General features: G+C 32.5%; 19 protein-coding genes and 1 riboswitch. Of the genes, 6 read left to right on the top strand and 13 right to left on the bottom strand.

From position 1 onward, the window contains the following. Positions 1 to 115: 115 nt before the first annotated feature. Positions 116 to 1552 (top strand): S41 family peptidase, encoded by a 1437-nt coding sequence (locus BUE10_RS14460; protein WP_073486239.1) that lies wholly within the window; start codon positions 116 to 118, stop codon positions 1550 to 1552. A 208-nt stretch (positions 1553 to 1760) separates the two neighbouring features. On the opposite strand, the gene BUE10_RS14455 is transcribed toward BUE10_RS14460, so the two are convergent. From BUE10_RS14455 to BUE10_RS14415, 9 genes are all read right to left on the bottom strand, one after another. Next, a complete protein-coding gene (locus tag BUE10_RS14455; RefSeq protein WP_073486237.1) occupies positions 1761 to 2723 on the bottom strand; it encodes a hypothetical protein in 963 nt (320 codons plus the stop codon). Between the two features lie 44 nt (positions 2724 to 2767). After that, positions 2768 to 3805: a hypothetical protein gene (locus BUE10_RS14450; protein ID WP_073486236.1), complete on the bottom strand. Its 1038-nt coding sequence runs from the start codon at positions 3803 to 3805 to the stop codon at positions 2768 to 2770. 5 nt (positions 3806 to 3810) lie between these two features. Next, positions 3811 to 5661: a TonB-dependent receptor plug domain-containing protein gene (locus BUE10_RS14445; protein WP_073486868.1), complete on the bottom strand. Its 1851-nt coding sequence runs from the start codon at positions 5659 to 5661 to the stop codon at positions 3811 to 3813. A 26-nt stretch (positions 5662 to 5687) separates the two neighbouring features. After that, positions 5688 to 5890: riboswitch (cobalamin riboswitch) on the bottom strand. 66 nt (positions 5891 to 5956) lie between these two features. Further along, positions 5957 to 6493 (bottom strand): alpha-ribazole phosphatase, encoded by a 537-nt coding sequence (gene cobC / locus BUE10_RS14440; protein ID WP_073486235.1) that lies wholly within the window; start codon positions 6491 to 6493, stop codon positions 5957 to 5959. Continuing rightward, entirely contained in the window at positions 6478 to 7263 is a 786-nt protein-coding gene (locus BUE10_RS14435; protein ID WP_073486234.1) for an adenosylcobinamide-GDP ribazoletransferase, read from the bottom strand. Before BUE10_RS14435 ends, cobC begins: the two co-directional genes overlap by 16 nt. A 421-nt stretch (positions 7264 to 7684) precedes the next feature. After that, positions 7685 to 8116 (bottom strand): transposase, encoded by a 432-nt coding sequence (locus BUE10_RS14430; protein ID WP_073486233.1) that lies wholly within the window; start codon positions 8114 to 8116, stop codon positions 7685 to 7687. A gap of 66 nt (positions 8117 to 8182) precedes the next feature. Then, positions 8183 to 9862 carry a nicotinate-nucleotide--dimethylbenzimidazole phosphoribosyltransferase gene (gene cobT, locus BUE10_RS14425; protein WP_073486866.1) on the bottom strand — a complete coding sequence of 560 codons (1680 nt, stop codon included), beginning with the start codon at positions 9860 to 9862 and terminating at the stop codon, positions 8183 to 8185. 149 nt (positions 9863 to 10011) lie between these two features. Then, positions 10012 to 10536, bottom strand: a complete 525-nt coding sequence (cobU, locus tag BUE10_RS14420) for a bifunctional adenosylcobinamide kinase/adenosylcobinamide-phosphate guanylyltransferase (RefSeq protein WP_073486232.1) — start codon at positions 10534 to 10536, stop codon at positions 10012 to 10014. 107 nt (positions 10537 to 10643) lie between these two features. Then, positions 10644 to 11006 carry a DUF5522 domain-containing protein gene (locus tag BUE10_RS14415; RefSeq protein ID WP_073486230.1) on the bottom strand — a complete coding sequence of 121 codons (363 nt, stop codon included), beginning with the start codon at positions 11004 to 11006 and terminating at the stop codon, positions 10644 to 10646. A 95-nt stretch (positions 11007 to 11101) separates the two neighbouring features. Between BUE10_RS14415 and BUE10_RS14410 the strand changes: the two genes are divergently transcribed. From BUE10_RS14410 to BUE10_RS14400, 3 genes are all read left to right on the top strand, one after another. Continuing rightward, the gene (locus BUE10_RS14410; protein WP_073486228.1) at positions 11102 to 12244 is read left to right on the top strand and encodes an ABC transporter substrate-binding protein; all 1143 of its coding nucleotides are present in this window, start codon (positions 11102 to 11104) and stop codon (positions 12242 to 12244) included. 1 nt (position 12245) lies between these two features. Continuing rightward, entirely contained in the window at positions 12246 to 13274 is a 1029-nt protein-coding gene (locus BUE10_RS14405) for an iron ABC transporter permease (protein WP_369826628.1), read from the top strand. A 229-nt stretch (positions 13275 to 13503) separates the two neighbouring features. Next, positions 13504 to 14280, top strand: a complete 777-nt coding sequence (locus tag BUE10_RS14400; protein ID WP_073486226.1) for an ABC transporter ATP-binding protein — start codon at positions 13504 to 13506, stop codon at positions 14278 to 14280. A gap of 118 nt (positions 14281 to 14398) precedes the next feature. Here the strand turns inward: BUE10_RS14400 and BUE10_RS14395 are convergent, their stop codons facing one another. The 4 genes from BUE10_RS14395 to BUE10_RS14375 all read right to left on the bottom strand — a co-directional run bounded on the left by BUE10_RS14395 (position 14399) and on the right by BUE10_RS14375 (position 16758). Beyond that, the gene (locus BUE10_RS14395; RefSeq protein WP_073486224.1) at positions 14399 to 14923 is read right to left on the bottom strand and encodes a hypothetical protein; all 525 of its coding nucleotides are present in this window, start codon (positions 14921 to 14923) and stop codon (positions 14399 to 14401) included. Positions 14924 to 15439: 516 nt separating this feature from the next. Then, positions 15440 to 15895 (bottom strand): tRNA (cytidine(34)-2'-O)-methyltransferase, encoded by a 456-nt coding sequence (locus BUE10_RS14385; RefSeq protein WP_073486220.1) that lies wholly within the window; start codon positions 15893 to 15895, stop codon positions 15440 to 15442. Between the two features lie 22 nt (positions 15896 to 15917). Beyond that, complete coding sequence (locus tag BUE10_RS14380; RefSeq protein ID WP_073486218.1) at positions 15918 to 16490, bottom strand: pseudouridine synthase; 573 nt, start codon at positions 16488 to 16490, stop codon at positions 15918 to 15920. 61 nt (positions 16491 to 16551) lie between these two features. Continuing rightward, positions 16552 to 16758: a hypothetical protein gene (locus BUE10_RS14375; RefSeq protein ID WP_073486217.1), complete on the bottom strand. Its 207-nt coding sequence runs from the start codon at positions 16756 to 16758 to the stop codon at positions 16552 to 16554. A gap of 58 nt (positions 16759 to 16816) precedes the next feature. Here BUE10_RS14375 and BUE10_RS14370 point away from each other — a divergent pair, with 58 nt between their 5' ends. Continuing rightward, positions 16817 to 17260, top strand: coding sequence for a hypothetical protein (locus BUE10_RS14370; RefSeq protein ID WP_234984746.1), 444 nt, complete (start codon positions 16817 to 16819; stop codon positions 17258 to 17260). A gap of 283 nt (positions 17261 to 17543) precedes the next feature. After that, complete coding sequence (locus BUE10_RS14365) at positions 17544 to 20960, top strand: T9SS-dependent choice-of-anchor J family protein (protein WP_073486215.1); 3417 nt, start codon at positions 17544 to 17546, stop codon at positions 20958 to 20960. The last annotated feature ends 22 nt before the right edge of the window (positions 20961 to 20982 follow it).

Below are 20982 nucleotides of genomic sequence, written 5' to 3'. Positions count from 1 at the left end.
ATTATTTTTGTTACAGGAATAATGTAAAATTTTTTTAGGTAAAAAGAATACTACTTAAAACTAAAGGTAGTATTTTTACGTTAATAGAATACCAATACACCGAAACCTAATTTCTATGAAACCAATTTTAAAGTCAATACTATTTTTATTTGTATTAACATTTGCCCTGCAATCTTGTGAAGATGAGGATGATGTTAGAGCTCCTGCGGAGTTACAGGTAAACGATTTTGTTTGGAGAGGATTAAATACGTACTATTTATGGCAGGCAGATGTGCCTAATTTAGCCGATGATCGTTTTGGTACAAAAAGTGAATTAAATTCTTTTTTAGCCGGATATTCGGCTCCTGAAGACTTATTTCAGGATTTATTAAATAAACCGGTAAGTAAATATCCCAGTAATGCTATTGATCGTTTCAGCTGGATTGTAGAAGATTATACCGTTTTAGAACAAGAACTTAATGGGATCACTAAAAATAATGGTGTTGATTTTAAACTGACCAGAGTTGCCGAAGGATCTAATGATTTAGTAGGTTATGTTCGTTATATTATTCCAGGTTCTGATGCTTCTGGTAAAGATATCAAAAGAGGGGATTTATTTACAGCTGTAAACGGAACTAAATTAACCGTTTCAAATTACCAGTCGTTATTATTAGGGCCTGATACTTATACTTTAAATTTTGCCAGCTCTAATGGCTCTTCTTTTGTTTTGAATGGAAAATCACTTTCTTTAACTAAAACAACTTTAGAAGAAAATCCAATTTTAATTAATAAAGTAATTACTTCAGGCAGTCATAAAATAGGTTATTTAATGTATAACGGTTTTTATCAGGAGTATGATGGTCAATTAAATGAAGCATTTGGAGAATTAAAAGGGCAGGGTGTTACAGATTTTATTTTAGATTTAAGATATAACGGAGGAGGTTCTGTACGTACTGCAACACGTTTAGCAAGTATGATTACGGGACAGTTTGACGGCGAAATATTTTCGAAAAGACAATATAATTTTAAACTAATGGCTGGTTTGAGCGCCGAAAGATTAGAGGAGTTTAATGAAAGATTTGTTACTAATTTTGGCGGTAATTCTGTAAATAGTTTAAATATGGCCACGGTTTATGTTTTGACAACTTCAAATACGGCATCTGCAAGTGAATTGGTTATAAATGGATTAAAACCATACATCAACGTTGTTCAAATTGGCGAAACCACTATTGGTAAAAATGTTGGATCTATAACTCTATATGATTCAAAAAGTTTTGATAAAATAAATGTAAACCCAAATCATAAATATGCGATGCAGCCTTTAGTATTTAAAATTTCTAATGCTGCAGATTTTGGAGATTATACAGGAGGTTTGGTTCCAACGTATGTTCAGTATGAGTATATTAATAATTATGGTGTTTTAGGCGATCCTTCTGAGCCATTGCTGAATTTGGCAATCTCTAAAATTACAGGTTCTGCTGCTAAGAAAATCCAAACAGATCATAACGCAGTTTTACCATATATAAGCGATTCTAAAAAAATCAATGGATTACGAAATGAAATGTATTTGTAAAATGATCTAAAAGGGTTTTAAAAATATAATAGACAGAAATAAAAAAAAGGCTTTCAGAAATGAAAGCCTTTTTTTTGCCAAAAACAAATAAAAACTAATTCAAAAATAAATTAATTATTAAAGTAAAAACCGTTTGGACCTACTCCAACAGTTAATTCTTTTGTGAGACTCCTTAAGTTGTATAACCAAGCTTTTTTCTTATTGTGAATTATCGAGTATATTTAAAATCGCAACTTGCTGTTAAAAAAGGTGCAATTTTTGTTCTAAAGAGTGCATTAATATAGCCACCTTCTGTTTGGTATGCTGTCCATTTTTGCCCACCAGTATTTCGTACTGTAGTTCCTTTGCCTGAAGGATATTCCATTGTAAATGCAAAGTCACTTAATGGGTTACTTCCAGTTTGTGAAAAACCAGCGTACGAATTACTGATTATAATAAAATCCACAGGATAAGGGATGTATTGCCCTGTTTTAGTATCTAATAAATACGCATTAAATTCAGTAAAATATCTAAAAAAAGTTTTTCCAAAATCATCCTTATGTTTTTCTCTTCCTGTTGAATAGTCAACTCTCAAACCCATATTAGTTGAATATGCAGCTACACCAGTTTTGACACTTTCATCGCCTATATATTTACCATTTTTTGAAATATTGATTTTGAAATCTTCAATTTTGCCATTAATCAAAACTTCTCCTTTTGTGTTAATAACATTTGCTGTTCTATTTTCAAAAATGGTTTTGACTTGAAGTTCATTTTTTGTTAGTAAATTCTTGTAAGTTTCAAATAATTCATTCGATTTGATTGGATTTATTATTACTAGAGAATTAATTTCATCTGCAATGCTTTGAATGCTAGTGAAATTTAGTTTCTTTCTTAAACTATATATATTATTTATTCGGTCAGTATGGTAGACTTTTAAACCCTCTGAAATTGTATTTCTAGAAGTGTTTTTATCACTAATTTGAGTATATTTATCTACTGTTGCTGTTTCCATTTGCTCTTTAATTAGAGAAATTTCATCTATTTTTTCATCCATTTTGGAATAAGATGAAAAGTTAAAAGTTTCAATTTTTTCTTGTGTTAATGATGCTGTTTCTGAAGAAGAATCATCTTTGCTGCATGAAATAAAAACTATGGATGTAATAAGAAGTAATAAATAAATTTTTTTCATTTAATTGGTTTGATGTATTTATATTAGGTTTTTCTTTTAGTGAATTAATTAAAGTAAAAGCCGTTTGGTGCTACACCAACAGTTAATTCTTTTTGTAACGCTCCAGTCAAATTATAGATGTAAGCTTTACTATCTGCCTTATAATCTCCACTATCCGCTAAATAAATTTTATTATCATTAACAGCAAATCCGTATAGATTAGCAACTGAAGAAGCTGTAAATATTGCAGAAGAAGAAATTACAGTTGCAGAAGTGTTTATAGAATAAACTGAACTGCCAACAGTATAATATATTTTGTTGTCAGAAATGTCTAAAAAACCTGCACTATCTAAAGATTCCGGAAATGTAAGTTTAGTAGTTGTTTTGTCAGAGATCTTAACTTTTACTATTTCACTGATTTCTCCATATGGTTTTCTTAAAATATATATAATACCATTTTCCTCTTCTAAAGAATCTGCGCCAGAACCAATAACGATTGGTGTTTCTAAAGCTTTTGTGATTGTATTTACTATTAATAGTTTATCACTGTTGTATTGTTCTGTAATATACAGTTTACCATCTTCTAAAATAAGTCTGTCAGCTGTTGCGTTTAGATTAATTTTAGACTCATATGTATTTGTAGCTAAATTGATTACAGCAACATAATCATCAGTATTTCCGTTTGGATTACTTGCAGAGAAATAAGTATTTGCATTGGTAACATAAGCTTTACCATCTTTTACAACACCATATCTTGGATTTGCAAGTCCAGTATCGATTTTAGCAATCAATTTAAATGTGTATTTGTTTACCACATTTATAACATTTGAACCACCTGCAATAATATAAGCCCTGTCTCCGTCAAAAAAGATATTTTGAGCATATTTTCCAAGTAAATCCGATCCGTTTGCAGCAGTGTAAGTGTCTTTTTCAAAAACGTTGAAATCATTGCTTGAAAAAGAAACACTTCCTTGTCCTGCGCTTCCTTCATTTAAAATAAGGAATCCGTTTTTATATTCTACCTGGTCATTATCGTCATCACTTGAACAAGAAACGAATAACGAAACGCTAAACGCTATTAAAAGTAATTTACTAAGTTTCATAATTATTAAAATTTTAGAGTTAAATACATATTGAAATTTCGACCCGGCATTGGTCTGTCTTCCAGACTTTCATAATTTTTATTGAAAATGTTTAAAACCTGAAAACCAAGTTTGAAAGAGTCTAGGAATTTAAAATCATAATCGATCCCAAGATTTGAAATGTTATAATCGTTTATAATTTCGTCCGGATTATTATCGGCTCTTGTGTAAACAAAACCGTTGTATAAAAATTGGTAATAAGCAGAAATTCTGTTTCGTGAATAAGCAACAGAAGCCGTTACTTTATTATAAGGGACAAAGAAAAGCTGCTTTTTAGTGGCTTCATCTTTTGAAGCTGTATAAGCATAAGAAGCATTGGCACTGAAGTTATTTTTACCATATTGTTTTTTCCAGTTTAATAAAGTTTCTGCACCGTAACTATTAACATTGTCTTTATTAGTAGGACTCCAAATGCCGTTTTTGCCCGGAACCCATTGCAGTAAATCTTTAATTTTGATATAGTAGAAATTCTGCGTAAGCGAAATATTTTTGAAAGTAAACACGTTTCCAATTTCTGCCTGATACGAACTTTCAGGTTTTAAATCCGGATTTCCGCCTTCTTCCCAATACAAATCATTATACGTTGGAATTCTGAAATTTCGGGATATATTCAGTTTGAAATTATACAATTTACTAAACTGATACGAAGAGCCTAAAGAGAATAAAACCGGAGATTTGTAGTTGTCTGTAAACTCTTTTCGGATACCAAGCTCATTTTTCCAGGCTTCAGAAAAATCTTGTTTGATCAATACTCCCGCTGAACTGATTTCGCGAACGTGATCGCCAAAACTGCTTCCGTAACCTTTAGTTCTGTTATAATCTAAAATTCCATTTATTTGAGTTGATTTGAATAAAGTATATCCTAAATCAAGTTTTGTAATTAAACTTTCCGTTTTTCCGTAAGTGTAAATATTGCTCGAATTATCAGCAAAATACTGATAGTTTTCAAAGATATACGCCGTTTTAAAATTAGTTTTAAATTTTCCAAAATCACCGTCGTACTCTAATAAACTCCGATTGAAACCATTTACATATTTACTTTTTGTATCAGTTTCTACAACTAAAGAAGTATTTCTGTCTGTATTTGAAAACTGACTATAAAGTTTTAAGGTGTTTTTTGAGTCGATTTTATAACCAGCATTAGCGCTCATGGTTATAATATCATATTGACCGTTTTGGTTCCAGCGCTGTTCGCCTCGCCAGGTGTAACGGTTTAAATACTTATAATCGTTTGTAGAACTGTTTTTAGAAAAGCCAATTTGCGCGCTCCATTTTTCGTTAGAAATATTGGTTTTATAATTTATTCCAATAGTATTGAAACTTCCGTAATCTAGTTTTAAATTATTCTCAAAACGATTATAAAATGCCAGATCGTTATTTAAATGCACCGTTCCGCCAATCGCACCGCTCCCGTAAATAACGCTTCCGCCACCGGCTTTTACGCTTATTGAATTATAATCAGAACCCGAAATTGTATTGAAATCGGTGCTTCCGTTCATTTGCGAATTAATATTGATTCCGTTCCAGATAACAGCGGTTTGAGAAGATGTAGTTCCACGAAAAGAAACCGTAGAAAGCATTCCGCGTCCGTATTCCTTAAAATAAATAGTTGAATTAAAATTTAAAAGATCAGTTAGTAAAGCTTCATTTTTATTGATAATCGAATCATTAAGCTTTAAAACCGATTGTGAATTGGAGTATTTTTTAAGATTGGCATCAGAAACTATAACTTCTTTTAATTTAATAGAATCGCTCTGCGCCGAAATAAATTGGCACAACATTAAAAGTGAAAAAGCAAAACGTATTCTTAAAGTCATAATTTCTACACTCTTTTTCCCGAGAGCTCGATATTTGTTACAAAGGCAGGTCTCCTGGCTTGCGTCTTGTTGTTTACCTTCCCATTCGCCGGGGCGAGCAGTGGTTTTGTAGTTTACAACAAGCATTCTTTTTAGAACTAAGCTTACAGTTGCGGGAACAGCTCAAGATTTTACTTGATTCCCTTTTAATGTGTTTTATAAAAACACAACCTTAATTTGCTGCAAAGATAAAGTTAAAATTATTGAATATTCAAATTTGTTTTACTATTTCAATTAAATACTAAACAAAACTAAATTAAAATGTAATTTTTATAACTTGCCCAAAATCAACTTTATTTTGAAAAGCCTCTTTTAATGGCAGTGAAGTTTGATGGCATAATATGCTTCTGATAATTCCGGCATGAGCTACAATAATTACCGGCTGCTGAGTTTTTGACGAAATTTGTTCTGCTAAAAAATCACCAACTCTTTGATGTAATTCTACAAATGATTCACCATTTAAAACTTGAATGTTTACAAAATCTTCCATCCATGGATTTAATTGTTCTGGCGGAATTTCGTTCCAGTTTTTCAATTCCCAGTCGCCAAAATTCATTTCTTTTAAACGCTCGTCTTCCTGATAAGAAATTGTTTTTATATTTTGCTGAATGTGTTTTGCTAAAATAGAACAGCGTTTTAACGGACTTGAAAAAATAATGGCTTCGGCAGGTAATTCTGAAACAATTCGGTTAAAAATTTCATCAAAAGGTTCCGCAATATTTACATCAGATTGTCCGTAACAAATTCCTTTTTCGCAGATAGTTTCGGTGTGGCGAACTAAATAAATTTCCATATAAAAAGAATACTTAAATAATAAATTACTTCGCACACTTGCTGTGTTGCGCCAAGACAATCTCCCGTATAACCGTCAATCCATTTTTGGAAATATCGAGCGAGAAAATATCGGGTTATAAAAACAGGAATTAAAGCTAAAAGAACTTTATAATTGAAATAGGAGAGTGCCAATAACGGAATTAACCCAAAGAAAAAAGATCCAAAAACTTCTTTCCAGCTATGCTGTTTGGCAATTGGTTTGCTTTTGCTCGAAGCATCATCACGAGAATATTGATGTGTAAAAATAATGCTGATAGCCGCCAAACGACTTAAAGAATGTGCCGAAATAAATAAAAGATAAATCAGTAAAATGTTATTAGTGAAAAGTGAAATGGATTCTGAAAGCAGTTTGAATTTCGCCAGAAAAAGTAAAACTAATCCAATTGCTCCATAAGCACCAATCGCGCTGTCTTTCATAATCATCAGGATTTTTTCTTTAGTCCAGCCGCCGCCAAATCCGTCGCAGACATCTGCAAATCCATCTTCATGAAATGCACCTGTTGTTAATACCGAAATTATTATTGCAAAAATTACAGCTGTTTCTGTTGAAAGAAAAAGGGAAAAAATATAAAAACCCAGAAATGAGATTGAGCCAACAATCCAGCCAATGAAAGGAAAATATCTTGTTGCTTTGTTTAAATAATCTGGATCGTGAGTGATGTTTTTTGGACAAGGAATTCTGGTGTAGAACATTAAACAGGTGAAGAAAATGTGTAGTTCTTTTTTCATTTAGATTGTGGTATTTGGCTAAAGCCTTTTGAGAGGCAATTATTTTATCCCAACATCTAAAGATGTTGGCAATTGATTTTTGTGTTTTAATTTATCGTGAATGATTTTGCATAAAATCTTTTTAAAATAAAAATTAAATTTAATTGCCTCCAGATTTATCTGGAGGTTAAAAAGAAATGACACATTCAGGGCTTTAGCCAAATTCCATTAAGATATTTTAAAATAAAAATTCTTTACAAATTTATTTGGCTAAAGCCTTTTTAGGTATCATAATTTTCACCAACATCTAAAGACGTTGGCAATTGATTTTTTTTAAATGATTTCTTTGTTGAAAAATATTTGAAAAAAAAATGTTTAATTGCCTTCAGATTTATCTTGAGTTCTCAAAATGCCATATATGAAAGGCTTTAACCAAATTTCATCAAGATATTTTAAATCCAAATTTGGCTATAAATTCGTCATATTCCTCTTGAAATGTTTTCTTTTTATGATGTTTTTCTTGATTTATAATATAATCTCTCACTTTGCCAACAATAGATTCTGATACCGATACCGCAAAATATTCATCCTGCCATTCAAATTTTTCTTTTGTTAGTTGATTTTTATTAATCCAATAAGAGGATTCACCTTTTAATAATTGAATTGTTTTCTGAATTGTTTGATTATTTCCAAGTGAAATCAAACAATGACAATGATCAGAATATCCACTAATATAATCAAGATATATTTCTTTTTTTAATGCATTTTCTTTTATGTGATGCCAAATTTTTTGGCGAAGATCAATCGAATTTAAAAATGGGAATCTGTTTTTAGTGCTCCAAACGCAATGAATATAAACTTTAGTAAAAGGCATGTATGATTTTTTAAAATAATTTCAATTTATGATTCAAAGATATAAACTGTAAATCAAAATTGAAAACTATTTCCTACTAACTCCAGCACTTTCAAAACTAGCCATTTCATTTAAAAAAGCCTCAGCCGATTTTAAAATAGGAAAAGCAATTGCACAACCCGTTCCTTCGCCAAGACGCAAATCTAAATTTAAAATAGGTTTAGCGCCAAGATAATCTAATAATTTTTGATGTGCTTTTTCGGCAGAGCAATGACAGAAAACAGCATTTCTTTTAATATCAGGATTTATTTTAGAAGCAATTAAATATGCGACAGAACAAATAAAACCATCAACCAGAATCAGCATTTTATTTTCATAAGCCGTTAACATTCCGCTTGCCATCTGCATAATTTCAAAACCGCCAAAGTAGGCGATTTGCTGTTTTAATTCGGCTTGACCGGAATAATTCCCGATTGCTTTTTTTAGAATATTTTGTTTATTAAGAAGTTTTTGATCGTTAATTCCGGTTCCTTTTCCAACACATTCTTCGATTGAAAAACCAGTTAAAAGGCTCATTAAAACGGATGCTGTAGAAGTATTTCCAATTCCCATTTCGCCAAAACCAATGCAGTTAGAACCAGTTTTAGCAATATTTTCTACAATTGATTTTCCTTTTTCAAAACACAAATTCAATTCAGTTTCGCTCATGGCGGCAGCATGAAGAAAAGATTGTGTTCCTTTTGCAATTTTGGTATTAATCAATTTTGCATTTGTTGGGAAATCATAATTTACGCCCGAATCTACAATCGATAATTCAATGTTATTTTGTTTACAGAAGACATTTATTGCGGCACCGCCTTCGAGGAAATTAGTTACCATTTGACGTGTCACATCCTGCGGATAATCACTCACGCCATGATTCGCAATTCCGTGATCTGCTGCAAAAACAACAATATTAGGATTTAGGATTTTAGGGTTTAAAGATTCAAAAACGGTTGCCATTTGAAAAGCCAAAGTTTCTAACGTTCCAAGTGAACCAACAGGTTTTGTTTTAGAATCTATTTTTTCTTGTAAAAGTGTGCCGAAATCAGTTTCATTATCAATTTTATTTTCTGTTTTTAAATCAAAATCAGAAATATTGATTTGATGAATTTCGTTGATTTCTTTACAGTCGGCAGTTTCAGATTTTTGTTTCCAATGCAATTGCTGCAACATAGGTTGATTGCCATAATTTGTAGCGGGTTTTCCAATACAGAAATAACCAAGGGGTTCTATATTTTCTGGTAAATCTAAAATCTTTTTAAACTGAAAATAATTTAAAATCGAAACCCATCCCATTCCGTAGCCTTGTTCGGTTAACGAAAGCCAAATATTTTGTGCCGCACAAACCGAACTGAATTTTACCGCTTCGTTACTGCCAATAGTTCCAATCGTAAATTGATTTAAAACTGAACGATCATAAGCAATGATAAGACCAATTGGTGCTTCTTCAATTGCTTCTAATTTTAGTGATCTGTAAAGTTCTTTCTGCTCAGGATTATCGGTAAGTTCTTCGGCTTTTTTATTATAATCTAAAAACAGGTTTTTAATCGCACATTTAACTTCATCGGATTTAATGATATAATATCGCGTTGCATCAGTTAATCCAACAGAAGGCGCCCAATGTCCGGCCTGTAAAGCTTTTTGAATTACTTCATCAGGAACTTCATCGGTTGTAAAATGTCGGGTATCGCGACGTGATTTTAATATATCGTCTAAACTAGTCATAAATTCCAATTTTTTAAATTCCAAATTCCAAGGTCAATTGCAATGCAAAAAATTAATATCAATTTTGGAATTTACGTAAAGATACTTCACGATATTGGAATTTGGAATTTTAATATTGGAATTTCCTCTCAAGGATTGGAATTTGGAATTTAAAATTTGGAATTTTCTCCTTTGATTTTGACTGGAATTCCAGAAACCATTAAAACAACTTCATCTGCATTTGAGGCGAGAAACTGATTCATCCAGCCTTGAAGCTCAGTAAATTTTCTGCCAATTTCGGTTGCAGCGTGAACACCCATTCCAATTTCGTTGGTTACAATAATTAGTGTCGCGTTTTCTTGATTGGCAATTGAAAGAAATTCTTTTTTTGCTTCTTCCAGGCTTAAGGTTACATCGTTTTTATTGTCTACAAAAAAGTTGGTAAGCCAAAGCGTTACACAGTCAATTAAAGCGGCTTTTCCAGAAAAGTTTATTTCGCTTAAATGTTTTTCCTTTTCAATATTCGTCCAGCGTTCATCTCGTTCCTGTTGATGACGATCAATTCGATTTTGAAAATCTGAATCCCATTTTCGGGCCGTCGCCACATATATTGGAGAATTGGAAAGCTGCAAAGCCAGATTTTGAGCATAACTGCTTTTTCCTGATCGCTCCCCGCCGGTAATTAAGTAAATCATTTTTTTAATTGGTTATGAGTTATGAATTATGAGTTATAAGTTTTGTAATGTTAAGTGATAAGAATATTTTTAAAACTCATAACTCAACACTTATGACTCATAACTAATTAATAAGGGCAATGACGGCATTTGTTTCCACAGCAGGTTCCTCGTTTTAAATGAAACCAGGCCTTAAAAACCATATTGCCATCTTCTGTATAATAGTCAATTCCCTCAATTAGTTTTTCTGTTTTGGGTAAAGATATGGCTTTATTTTTAAGGGCATTTTTAGGAGTAATAGTTTCAAGGTAAGCATCGATTTTATCTTCGCATGCTTCTTTAAAACAAACGGGACACAGACAGTCTTCTCCTTCAGAAAGATTGAAAATAGGCGGGTAATCATTACACCAGCATTTATTTTCAACCGAAATATCTCCACAGCTGAATTGAGATTCACAGCTTGAGCAAACTTTAATTTTTGTGGTATTCATGATACAAAGATACAAATTGTTGAATTTTGTAAGAATAAAGATAAACAAAAAATTTAGAAAATGCTTTACCTTTGTTCCTTTCGAAAACGTAAAATATGAGACATTTATTCCCTAAATTGATTTTTATTTCTTCTTTTTTTATTCTCTTCGGATGTAAGAAGAACGAAACGAGCGAAGTAGCTAAAATTGAAATTGCAAAAAATAGTATCGAATACGCATCTGGACTTTCTATTGTAAAATATGATGCTTACTCAGTCGTAACAGTTTCAAATCCATGGCCTAACGCAAATAATGACTTCAAATATGTTTTAAAAGAAAAGGGAGCAAAAGTACCGGATAGTCTTCAATCTTATACTACAATTCAGGTTCCGTTAAAATCTGTTGTGGTAACTTCAACAACTAATATTCCGTTTTTAGAAATGCTTGAAATAGAGAATAAATTGGTTGGTTTTCCGCATACCGATTATATTTCATCTGAAAAAACCAGAGCCTTAATTGACAAAGGTTCTGTGAAAAACGTTGGACAAAATGAAAAATTAAATATTGAACAATTAATAGAATTATCGCCAGATTTGATTGTGACTTTTGGAGTAGATAATAATAATCCGATGCTGGATAATTTGAAAAAAAGCGGTTTAAATGTTTTTATTCAAGCCGACTGGATGGAGCAGTCTCCACTTGGAAAAGCAGAATGGATAAAGCTTTACGGAGCATTATTTGGTAAAGAAGAAAAAGCAAAAGAATTGTTTGATAAAATCGTTCAGAGTTACGATCAGGCTAAAAAACTAGTCGCAGAAAAATCAGCAAATTCAACCGTTTTATATGGTTCGATGTACGAAGATGTTTGGTATGTTGCCAAAGGAAACAGCTGGGTTGCCGAATTTATGAAAGATGCGCATGCCAATTATTTATGGGCAGATTTAAAAGGAACGGGAAGTGAAGGTTTGTCTTTTGAAAAAGTTTTAGATAAAGCAAAAACGGCAAATGTCTGGATTGCTTCGGGTTCTTTTAAAAGTTTAGATGAATTGCAAAAAGCAAATCCGCATTATAGTGAATTTGATGCTTTTACAAATAAAAATGTTTATAGTTTTGAAGGGAAATTAGGTGCGACTGGCGGAACGGTTTATTATGAATTAGCACCAAGCCGTCCGGATTTAGTTTTAAAAGATTACATCAAAATTTTTCATCCTGATTTAATGTCGAGTTATGAATTTACTTTTGCATCAAAACTGAATTAAATTGGCAAACAAAAAACGAAATACCATTTTATTTGTTGTTTTAAGTCTTGGTCTTTTGCTGATGTTTTTTGCAAGCATTAGTTTAGGGTCTGTAATGATTCCGTTAAAAGATGTTTTTACAAGTTTAACAGGCGGACATGCCACAAAATCAACTTGGGAATATATTATCATAAATTATCGTCTGCCAAAAGCGATCACAGCAGTTTTAGTGGGAACAGGACTTTCGATCAGCGGACTTTTAATGCAGACTTTATTTAGGAATCCGCTTGCCGGGCCTGATGTTCTGGGGCTCAGTTCTGGTGCTAGTTTAAGTGTAGCATTTGTAATTTTAGGAGCGGGATTTTTACCTTCGTTTTTAAGTGCAATTGTTTTATCGTCTTACGGAATAGTGATTGCTTCAACGTTTGGGAGTACAATGGTTTTACTTTTGGTTTTAGTAGTTTCACAAAGATTACGTGATACCATGGCAATTTTAATCATGGGGTTAATGTTTGGGAGTTTTACGATCGCAATCGTAAGTGTTTTGACTTATTTCAGCACGGCAGAACAATTGCAGAAATTTACATTTTGGTCAATGGGAAGCCTTGGCAATTTTTCGTGGTCAACTATAGGGATTTTAAGTTTCTGCGTGTTATTTGGCCTGCTTTTAAGTGCTAATAGTATCAAACCTTTAAATGCATTACTTCTTGGCGAAAATTACGCAAAAAGTATGGGTTTGAATTTTAAAAGAGCGAGATTAATAATTATTATTGCAACCAGTATTTTGTCTGGAAGTATAACGGCTTTTGCAGGCCCAATTGCTTTTGTTGGATTAGCGGTCCCGCATATTGCAAAGCTGACTTTTCAAACCAGTAATCATACTATTTTGTTTTGGAGTACTTTGTTCTTTGGATCGATTATAATGTTGTTTTGTGATATTGTTTCGCAAATGCCGGGATTTGATGTTACGCTGCCAATAAATGCTATAACGTCTATAATTGGGGCGCCGGTTGTAATTTGGCTTTTAGTGCGAAAAAGAAATTTTCAATAGATATTAATTAGCCCACGGATTTTACTGATTAAACGGGTTTTCGCAGATTATTTTTTTAATCATTTTTTATCCTTTAATCTGCGGCAAAAAAACTTTAGCAGCTGGTCCACAGATTTTACAAATTAAATAGATGTTCACAGATTGTTTTTTAATCATTTTAATCCTTATAATCTGTGGCAAAAGAAAACCATAGTAACTTAGAACCTCAGCAACTCAGAACCTTTAAAAAATGAGAGATATCTTAAAAACTTCAAATTTAAATATTGGATATAAATCCAAAAATGCGGTTGTGACTATTGCTGAGAATTTAAATTTGAATTTAAGTTCTGGAAAACTCATTTCTTTGATTGGAGCAAATGGAATAGGGAAATCGACTTTATTGCGAACGATTACCGGAATTCAGCATCCTTTATCTGGGAATGTATATTTGAATGATAAAAATATCTCAACATATAATCCTTTAGATTTAGCGCAGAACTTAAGTTTGGTTTTAACCGAAAAATTACCGCCAAGTAATCTTTCTGTTTTTGAATTGGTTGCGCTTGGCCGTCAGCCTTACACAAATTGGGTTGGAACTTTAACACAAATCGATATTGAAAAAGTTCAGGAAGCTATGGAACTGACGCAAATCGAACATCTTTCACATAAAAAACATTACGAAATAAGTGACGGACAATTGCAAAAGGTTTTAATTGCCAGAGCTTTGGCACAAGATACGCCGCTGATTATTTTAGATGAACCAACAACTCATCTTGATTTACTTCATAAAGTTTCCTTATTTAAACTCCTGAAGAAACTAACTCAGGAAACTCAAAAATGCATTTTGTTTTCAACGCATGATATTGATTTGGCAATACAATTAAGCGACGAAATGATTGTCATGACTCCAGAAAATGTAGTTCAGGACGAACCTTGTCATTTAATTTCAAACGGAAGTTTTGCAGCTTTGTTCAAAGATGAACATATTATTTTTGATACCGAAAAAGGGAAGTTTATTGTTACCTGATTCGTTTCCTGCAAGGTTTGGAAAACCTTGCAGGTATCTGTTTTGAAGTTGATAATGGATAATAAATACCTACAAGGTTTGGAAAACCTTGCAGGAAGATCAAGATTTATTTCAATCCTTATCTTTCTAAAAATTCTAAATCAAGGTAGTTTTTATTCTTGTCTTTTAAATCTATGTATAAAGTGGTTTCTCTTTTTATTGCGAAATGCATTTTTAATATGGTTGTATCCATATCAATATGAAGACTATAACGTATAGAATCACCTTTGTAAGGGATTTCAAGTTCAATCAAATTATAGTTGATATTTACAGAAGAAACTTCATCTTCATACTGTGATGTATGTCTAACTTCTTCTTTCCATGAATTTGATTTTATTGGAATATTCTCAAGATTAACAATTATTTTTTCTCCATATTTTTTCAGCTTCTGGATCTCTTCTTTATTATTTTCTATTGCTTTTTTATCTTTTGAATTTTGAATAAACAACCAAATACCAAAGGGTAATAAAATAATTATTCCTATTCCAACAAACATTAGATTTCCGTCAAGTCCAACACGAAAAATTAGCACTCCTAATAAAAGTATTCCTAAAAATATGTATTTGAATAAGCCTTTTAGATTTTCTTTGAAATTTATATTCATGCTGAATTAATGTTTAATTTGATTTAGAAAACTAGACTTTATTGGATATTATTTTCTCTCTTAAATCTATTTCGGTGTATAGTGAGGGTGTGTTGTAATTCAAGAAAATTAGTGCTCAGACTTGAAATGTCAAACCGCATTATCTGATTTGGTTCGATAATATGGTAGACAAAATAATAGGAGCTCCTTTGATTACCAGGTTTAATATCAACTCTTTCATTTTCAATGTTGCTCCAAGAAACTAAAGCTTGTTCTTTATACTGGATTCCCTTAGAATTTATTCTAAACTGAATTTCATCAATTGTTTTTATGGATTTAATCAGATAATGAATCGGGAACACAGAAATAAAAAAAATGATCGATGCTATCGCGAATTCATTTTGTTTTAAAGCACTAATGCTCCAAACAAATAAGACAATCACTATTAGTATTCCAATAAGAATATTTGCTCTTGTCTTATAAATCAGAGTTTCTTTGGAATAGCTAAGGTTATTTAAATCTATAAATGGCCTCATATTATTTCTTTAACCCAATCTGCCTCTTAGCTTCACCAACAACAAAAGCAACAGAATTCGCAATATTAAAAGAGCGAATAAGCGTAGACATAGGAATCGTTAAATGATTTTCAAATCGAGCCATAAATTCCTTACTCAAACCCACGCTTTCTTTTCCGAAAACTAACCAGTCACCATCCTGAAATTCATTTTCTAAATACGATTTGTCAGAATGTGAACTCATCAAAAATACACGGGAATGATCAGGAATTTGAGCAATCCATTCTTCAACATTTTGATATTCGGTTACATCAAGATGAACCCAATAATCCAAGCCGGAACGTTTAAGGTTTTTATCATTAATTACAAAACCAAAAGGATGAATTAAATGCAGTCGGCTTTCAGTTCCTACGCACAATCTTCCAATGTTTCCGGTATTATTTGGTATTTCTGGTTCTACAAGAACTACGTTTAGCATTATCGTTTATTTGTTAATTCGTTTAATCGTTTATTTGGAAATCGTTTACTTCTAAAACCTCACCGGCTTTTAAGTTCTGCAAATATACATTTCCTATTCGAACGCGAACTAAACGCAATGTGGGAAAACCAACAGCGGCGGTCATTTTGCGAACCTGGCGAAATTTCCCTTCGTTTACAGTAATCGAAGCCCAGGAAGTTGGGCCGTGTCGTTCGTCCCTGATTTTTTTAGCTCTCGGCCCAAAATCCGGAATTTCAGTAACGATAAAAGCAGTGCAGGGTTTTGTTTTGTATTTTCCGCCTTCAAAACCTATTTCTACACCTTTTTGCAATTGTTCAATTGCTTCGGGCGTAATTATTCCGTCAACTTGCACATAATATTCTTTATCGACCTTTTTACTTCTTATCTGCTCGCTTACTTTTCCGTCAGTTGTTAATAAAAGCAAACCCTCAGAATCTTCATCTAATCGGCCAATTGCCATTGTACCTTCGGGAAAATCATGAAGTTCGCCCAAAAGCTTTTTCTTTCTTTTCAATTCATAAATAAATTGACTTAAATAGCCGTAAGGTTTAAAAAGAATGAAGTGTCGGTGCATGTTTTATTTTTTGCAAAGATAGCTTTGTTCTGCAAGTATTAAAGCAAAACTAAAGAATCGATTACTCGTTTTTTGCTTTCATCTTTTTCAGCCATTCATAAACAAACCAAATTACCGTGATTCCGAATACAACTAAAAGCGGGATATAATAGTTTTTGAAGAAATCATGAAAGTAACTTCCAATAAAAATATAGATTGAAGCCATGCATAATTTTATCAAAATAAATTCGGCATTTGACCAGCTTGTTTTGATTTTAAAAAATTTCATAAGACTGTTTTTTAGTTCATCATTAAAGTTATGAAAAATGCTTTTTAAACTAAATGCTATGTTAAACCTTTTCGTTTTAAAATTTAGAATTCGTAATATTAATATAGAAATTCAAAGTGATAAAGATATGGAAACTAATAATTTAGGCTCTAAAAAGATAAATGGAGTACAAAAAAATATAGATAAAACGAAAGGTAAAAATATTTCACATGACGGAAAAGCAGATGATGCCAACCTGAAAAAAGAAGTGGCAGCAGATAAATACGGAAATAAAGAAATTGTAGACAGGGCGAGAAATGAAAATGAAGATATTCAAAAAGTTAAAGACGATGTAAATCCAGATAATCCAAATGCAAACCGTGGTGTTTCAAATGATGAAGATGCAAAAAAGACGGTAGAGAATAAAGACAGAAATTCTGATATTGAACCAAATCGCTATCCAAATTCGCATCCGGATAATCATGAAGATCGCGGCAATATGAAATTAGACGAAGAAAAATAATTTACGAAAAAGCTGTTCTGTTTGGAGCAGCTTTTTTTATTGCAAAACAACTTAAAATAAAGTTTTTTCTTATAAAAAATAAAACCCTGTTTCTGGATTTTATAATTATTAAAAAAGAGTGCGAAAACGCATTCTGCCTAAATCAGAAAAATTTTAGAATATAAAATTAGACTTGTTGTTAATAAATATTTATGTAAAAACTTACAATTAATTTAAGTTTTTACAATATTCCCTTAACTTTAAACAGTATAACTTTGATTTCTAAACCCCTATTATTAAATTTATGAAAAACATTTACTCAATTCGCCATTTCGTGGCTTTTTTAAGTTTTTTTTGTTGTTCGCTAAGTCTGGTAGCGCAAACCTTTCCAACTCCTCAGGATTTGCCATACCAGCAGAATTTCGCTATTGCTCCAAGTGTTACAGCATATCCTGCTGGATTTCAAGGATGGACAGCAAGTACAGCTCCCGGATCTGCTTTTAATACAAATGCAGCATTAGTGGCAGACAGACCTTTAGTGGCTAATAGTACTGCGGTAACTAATAGCGGTAATTTTCATAATTATGATGGCAAAATTGGTTTTTTAAACACAGGCTCATTAGACCTTGCGATTGGTTTTGCTTTTGATGCTACAGGAGAAACAGCCATACAAGTTCAGTATGATGCCATGACAATTCGTAATCCATACGATGTACCGCCTGCCACAACTAATACGCGTATTAATGAAATGGTTTTACAGTATAGAGTTGGTACAAGTGCTCCTTTTATTTCGTTATTACCAACTGCTTACGCAAATAACGATGTAAAGCAGACAACTGCGGTTACAACGCCTCAGAATTTAAAAACCATAAAAGTAACTTTGCCTGCAGAGTGCGATAATCAGCCAATAGTTCAAATTAGATGGATTTCAAGACAAGTTTCTGGAGCGGGTGCGCGTCCATCATTTGCAATTGATAATATTGATATTAAAAGCGATGTTGCAGCTCCGGTAAATGCGACAGGTTATCCAAAAGCAGATAACATTTTAGCACAAAGCTTTGATTTTATTAATAAACTAGACGAACCTGCAAAAACGTATTATGTATTATTACCAGGCGGAAGTGCAGAACCTGCAATTGCTCAGATAAAAGCAGGACAGGATGCAGCAGGAACAGCAGCTTTGCAATCTGGATTTTTAGATATTACAAATGCATCACAGGAATATGTAAAAAGTTTTACAGGATTAAGTTTAAGTACAGCGTATTCTGTTTTTTCTATTTCAGAAGATCCATATGGAAATATTCAGTCTACAGTAAATAGAATTGATGCGGCAACTTCAAGCGTTGCGCTTCCTAATTTAACACCATCGGTTGTTTCTTTAAATTTAGGTTTTTCTGAAACAAATTTTGATTCAGATATTTTTTCGTACCAGCTTCAAGGTTTAAATCTTACTGATGATGTTATTTTAACTTCAACAGCAAATTTTACCATTTCTAAAGATAACAGCACTTTTGCATCGACATTAACTTTTACAGCTGCTGATTTTGCTTCAAACGCAACTCCAACTGTTTATGTAAAATTTACACCAAATGCAATCAACAGTTTTACTGGCGAAATAACGCATGAATCAAATGGTGCTGCAACAAAAATTGTTACACTGACAGGAGTAGGAATTAATCCGTACGTACAAGGATTTAATGATCCTAATGTTTTATCTAATAGCGGATGGACACAATATAATGTTGCCGGAACGATAAACAAATGGTCGCCAACAACGGTTGCAAGAAATGTAAATTCAGGTACTGGAGCCGTTTTAATGAACGGATATTCTGATTCTGGAGCGAGTAAAGATTGGCTGATTTCACCAAAATTGCATTTAGATACTTTTGGACAATTTGCATTATTATCTTTTTACTCGCGTAAATTTTATGCTGGTTCAGCTTTAAAATTAGTAGTATCTACGGATTATGATGGAAAAAGTAATCCTGAAACGGCAACATGGACAGAGATACAAGGTAATTTTCCAACCGTTACGGGAACTTACACTAAATCGCAATACATCAAATTAAACGATTACAAAACAAGCAATACCTATTTAGCCTGGGTCTATGAAACGACAGCTGGCGGAACTAATTTCGCAGCCGAGTGGTCATTAGACGATGTAGCAATTACAAGTGAATCAGGTTATGTAGCTTCAAATCCTGTTTTAGATTTTGGAGATGTTGCACCAAATACTGTTTCTGCAAGCCAGTCTTTTATTTTTAATGCAGAAGGTCATAACGATATTACAATTACAGCTCCGGCATCTTTTGAATTGTCATTGGATAATATTTCATTTCAATCCAGTATTGTAGTTACAGGTGCCGAAGCTGCAGCTGGAAAAACGCTTTATGCAAGATTTGTACCTACTACAAAAGAGCTTTTAATATCTGGACAATTAACAGTAACCGGAACTTCGTTAAACAAACAAATTGGTTTATTGACAGGTTCTTCTTTACCAAAAGCAGATACATTTGATGTGGTAACATATAATTTAGAATTTTTTGGAAGTGATGTAAAAGGAACTGACGGAGTAGAATTTGGACCAACAGATGATGCCTTGCAAATTGATAATGTTGCCAAGGTAATGAACAAATTAAATGCAGACGTTTACGTAGTTCAGGAAGTTTCTGATGATCCTTCGATTGATGCTTTAATTCAAAAAATAAACATCAACGGAAAAACATTCGGAAAAACAACTTCAACATCATGGTCGTATTCTTTTGAGGCACCAGATCCAAATTTCCCGCCGCAAAAACTAGTAGTACTTTACAACACGCAGACAACAACAGTAAAAAAGACTCGTGTTATGTTCAAAGAGTTTTATGATGAAGTTCGTGCAGGAACAAAAACATTACCTAATTATCCTGGTGGAAACGGTTCTAGCTTTTTCTCTTCTGGACGTTTGCCGTATTTGGTAACAATCGAAACCAATATGGGCGGATTTACAAAAGAAATCAATTTGGTAGATCTTCACGCGCGTGCAAACAGCGGAAGCGATATCTCACGTTACAACATGCGTAAATATGATGCTCAAGTTTTAAAAGACAGTTTAGATGCACATTATTCAAATTCTAATTTGATCATTTTAGGAGATTATAATGATGACGTAAAAGCATCTGTAATTACGCCAAATCCTTCATCTTACGAAAGTTTTGTTACCGATACGAATAATTACAATGCACTTACTTTAGGAATCAGCCAGGCTGGAGCTTACAGTTTTTTAAGTTCAGGCGGATTTTTAGATCACATTATAATTTCTAATGAATTAAGCGATCAATATATTCCTAACTCCATTGCTGTTTATGATCCTCGTAATGATATCCCGAGTTATACGACAACAACATCAGATCACGGACCTGTAATTGCCCGTTTTGAATTAAAACAAGATGTTTTATCGACTCCTGATTTTGGAACTAAAAACGGATTTTTTGTAAAAGCATACCCAAATCCGGCTGTTGATGATTTAAATTTTGCAGTAAAAACAAGCGAAAACAGAAATCTTAAACTAAGACTTTATGATATAAACGGTCGTGTATTAGGAAATCCTATTGAAATTAAAAGCAGTCAGGAACTTTCAAACACCGTAATGTCAGTTCGTAATTTATATCCGGGACTTTACATTTATACTTTATCAGAAAACAATAAAGTAATTTATAAAGAAAAAATCCTGAAAAAATAATCTAAGATTAATTCATAAAAAA

Origin of the sequence: Flavobacterium sp. CF108 (genome assembly GCF_900129795.1) — a bacterium.
Taxonomy (GTDB): domain Bacteria; phylum Bacteroidota; class Bacteroidia; order Flavobacteriales; family Flavobacteriaceae; genus Flavobacterium.
The sequence above is the reverse complement of the archived record's forward strand: the minus strand, read 5'-3'. Positions and strand labels throughout refer to the sequence as shown.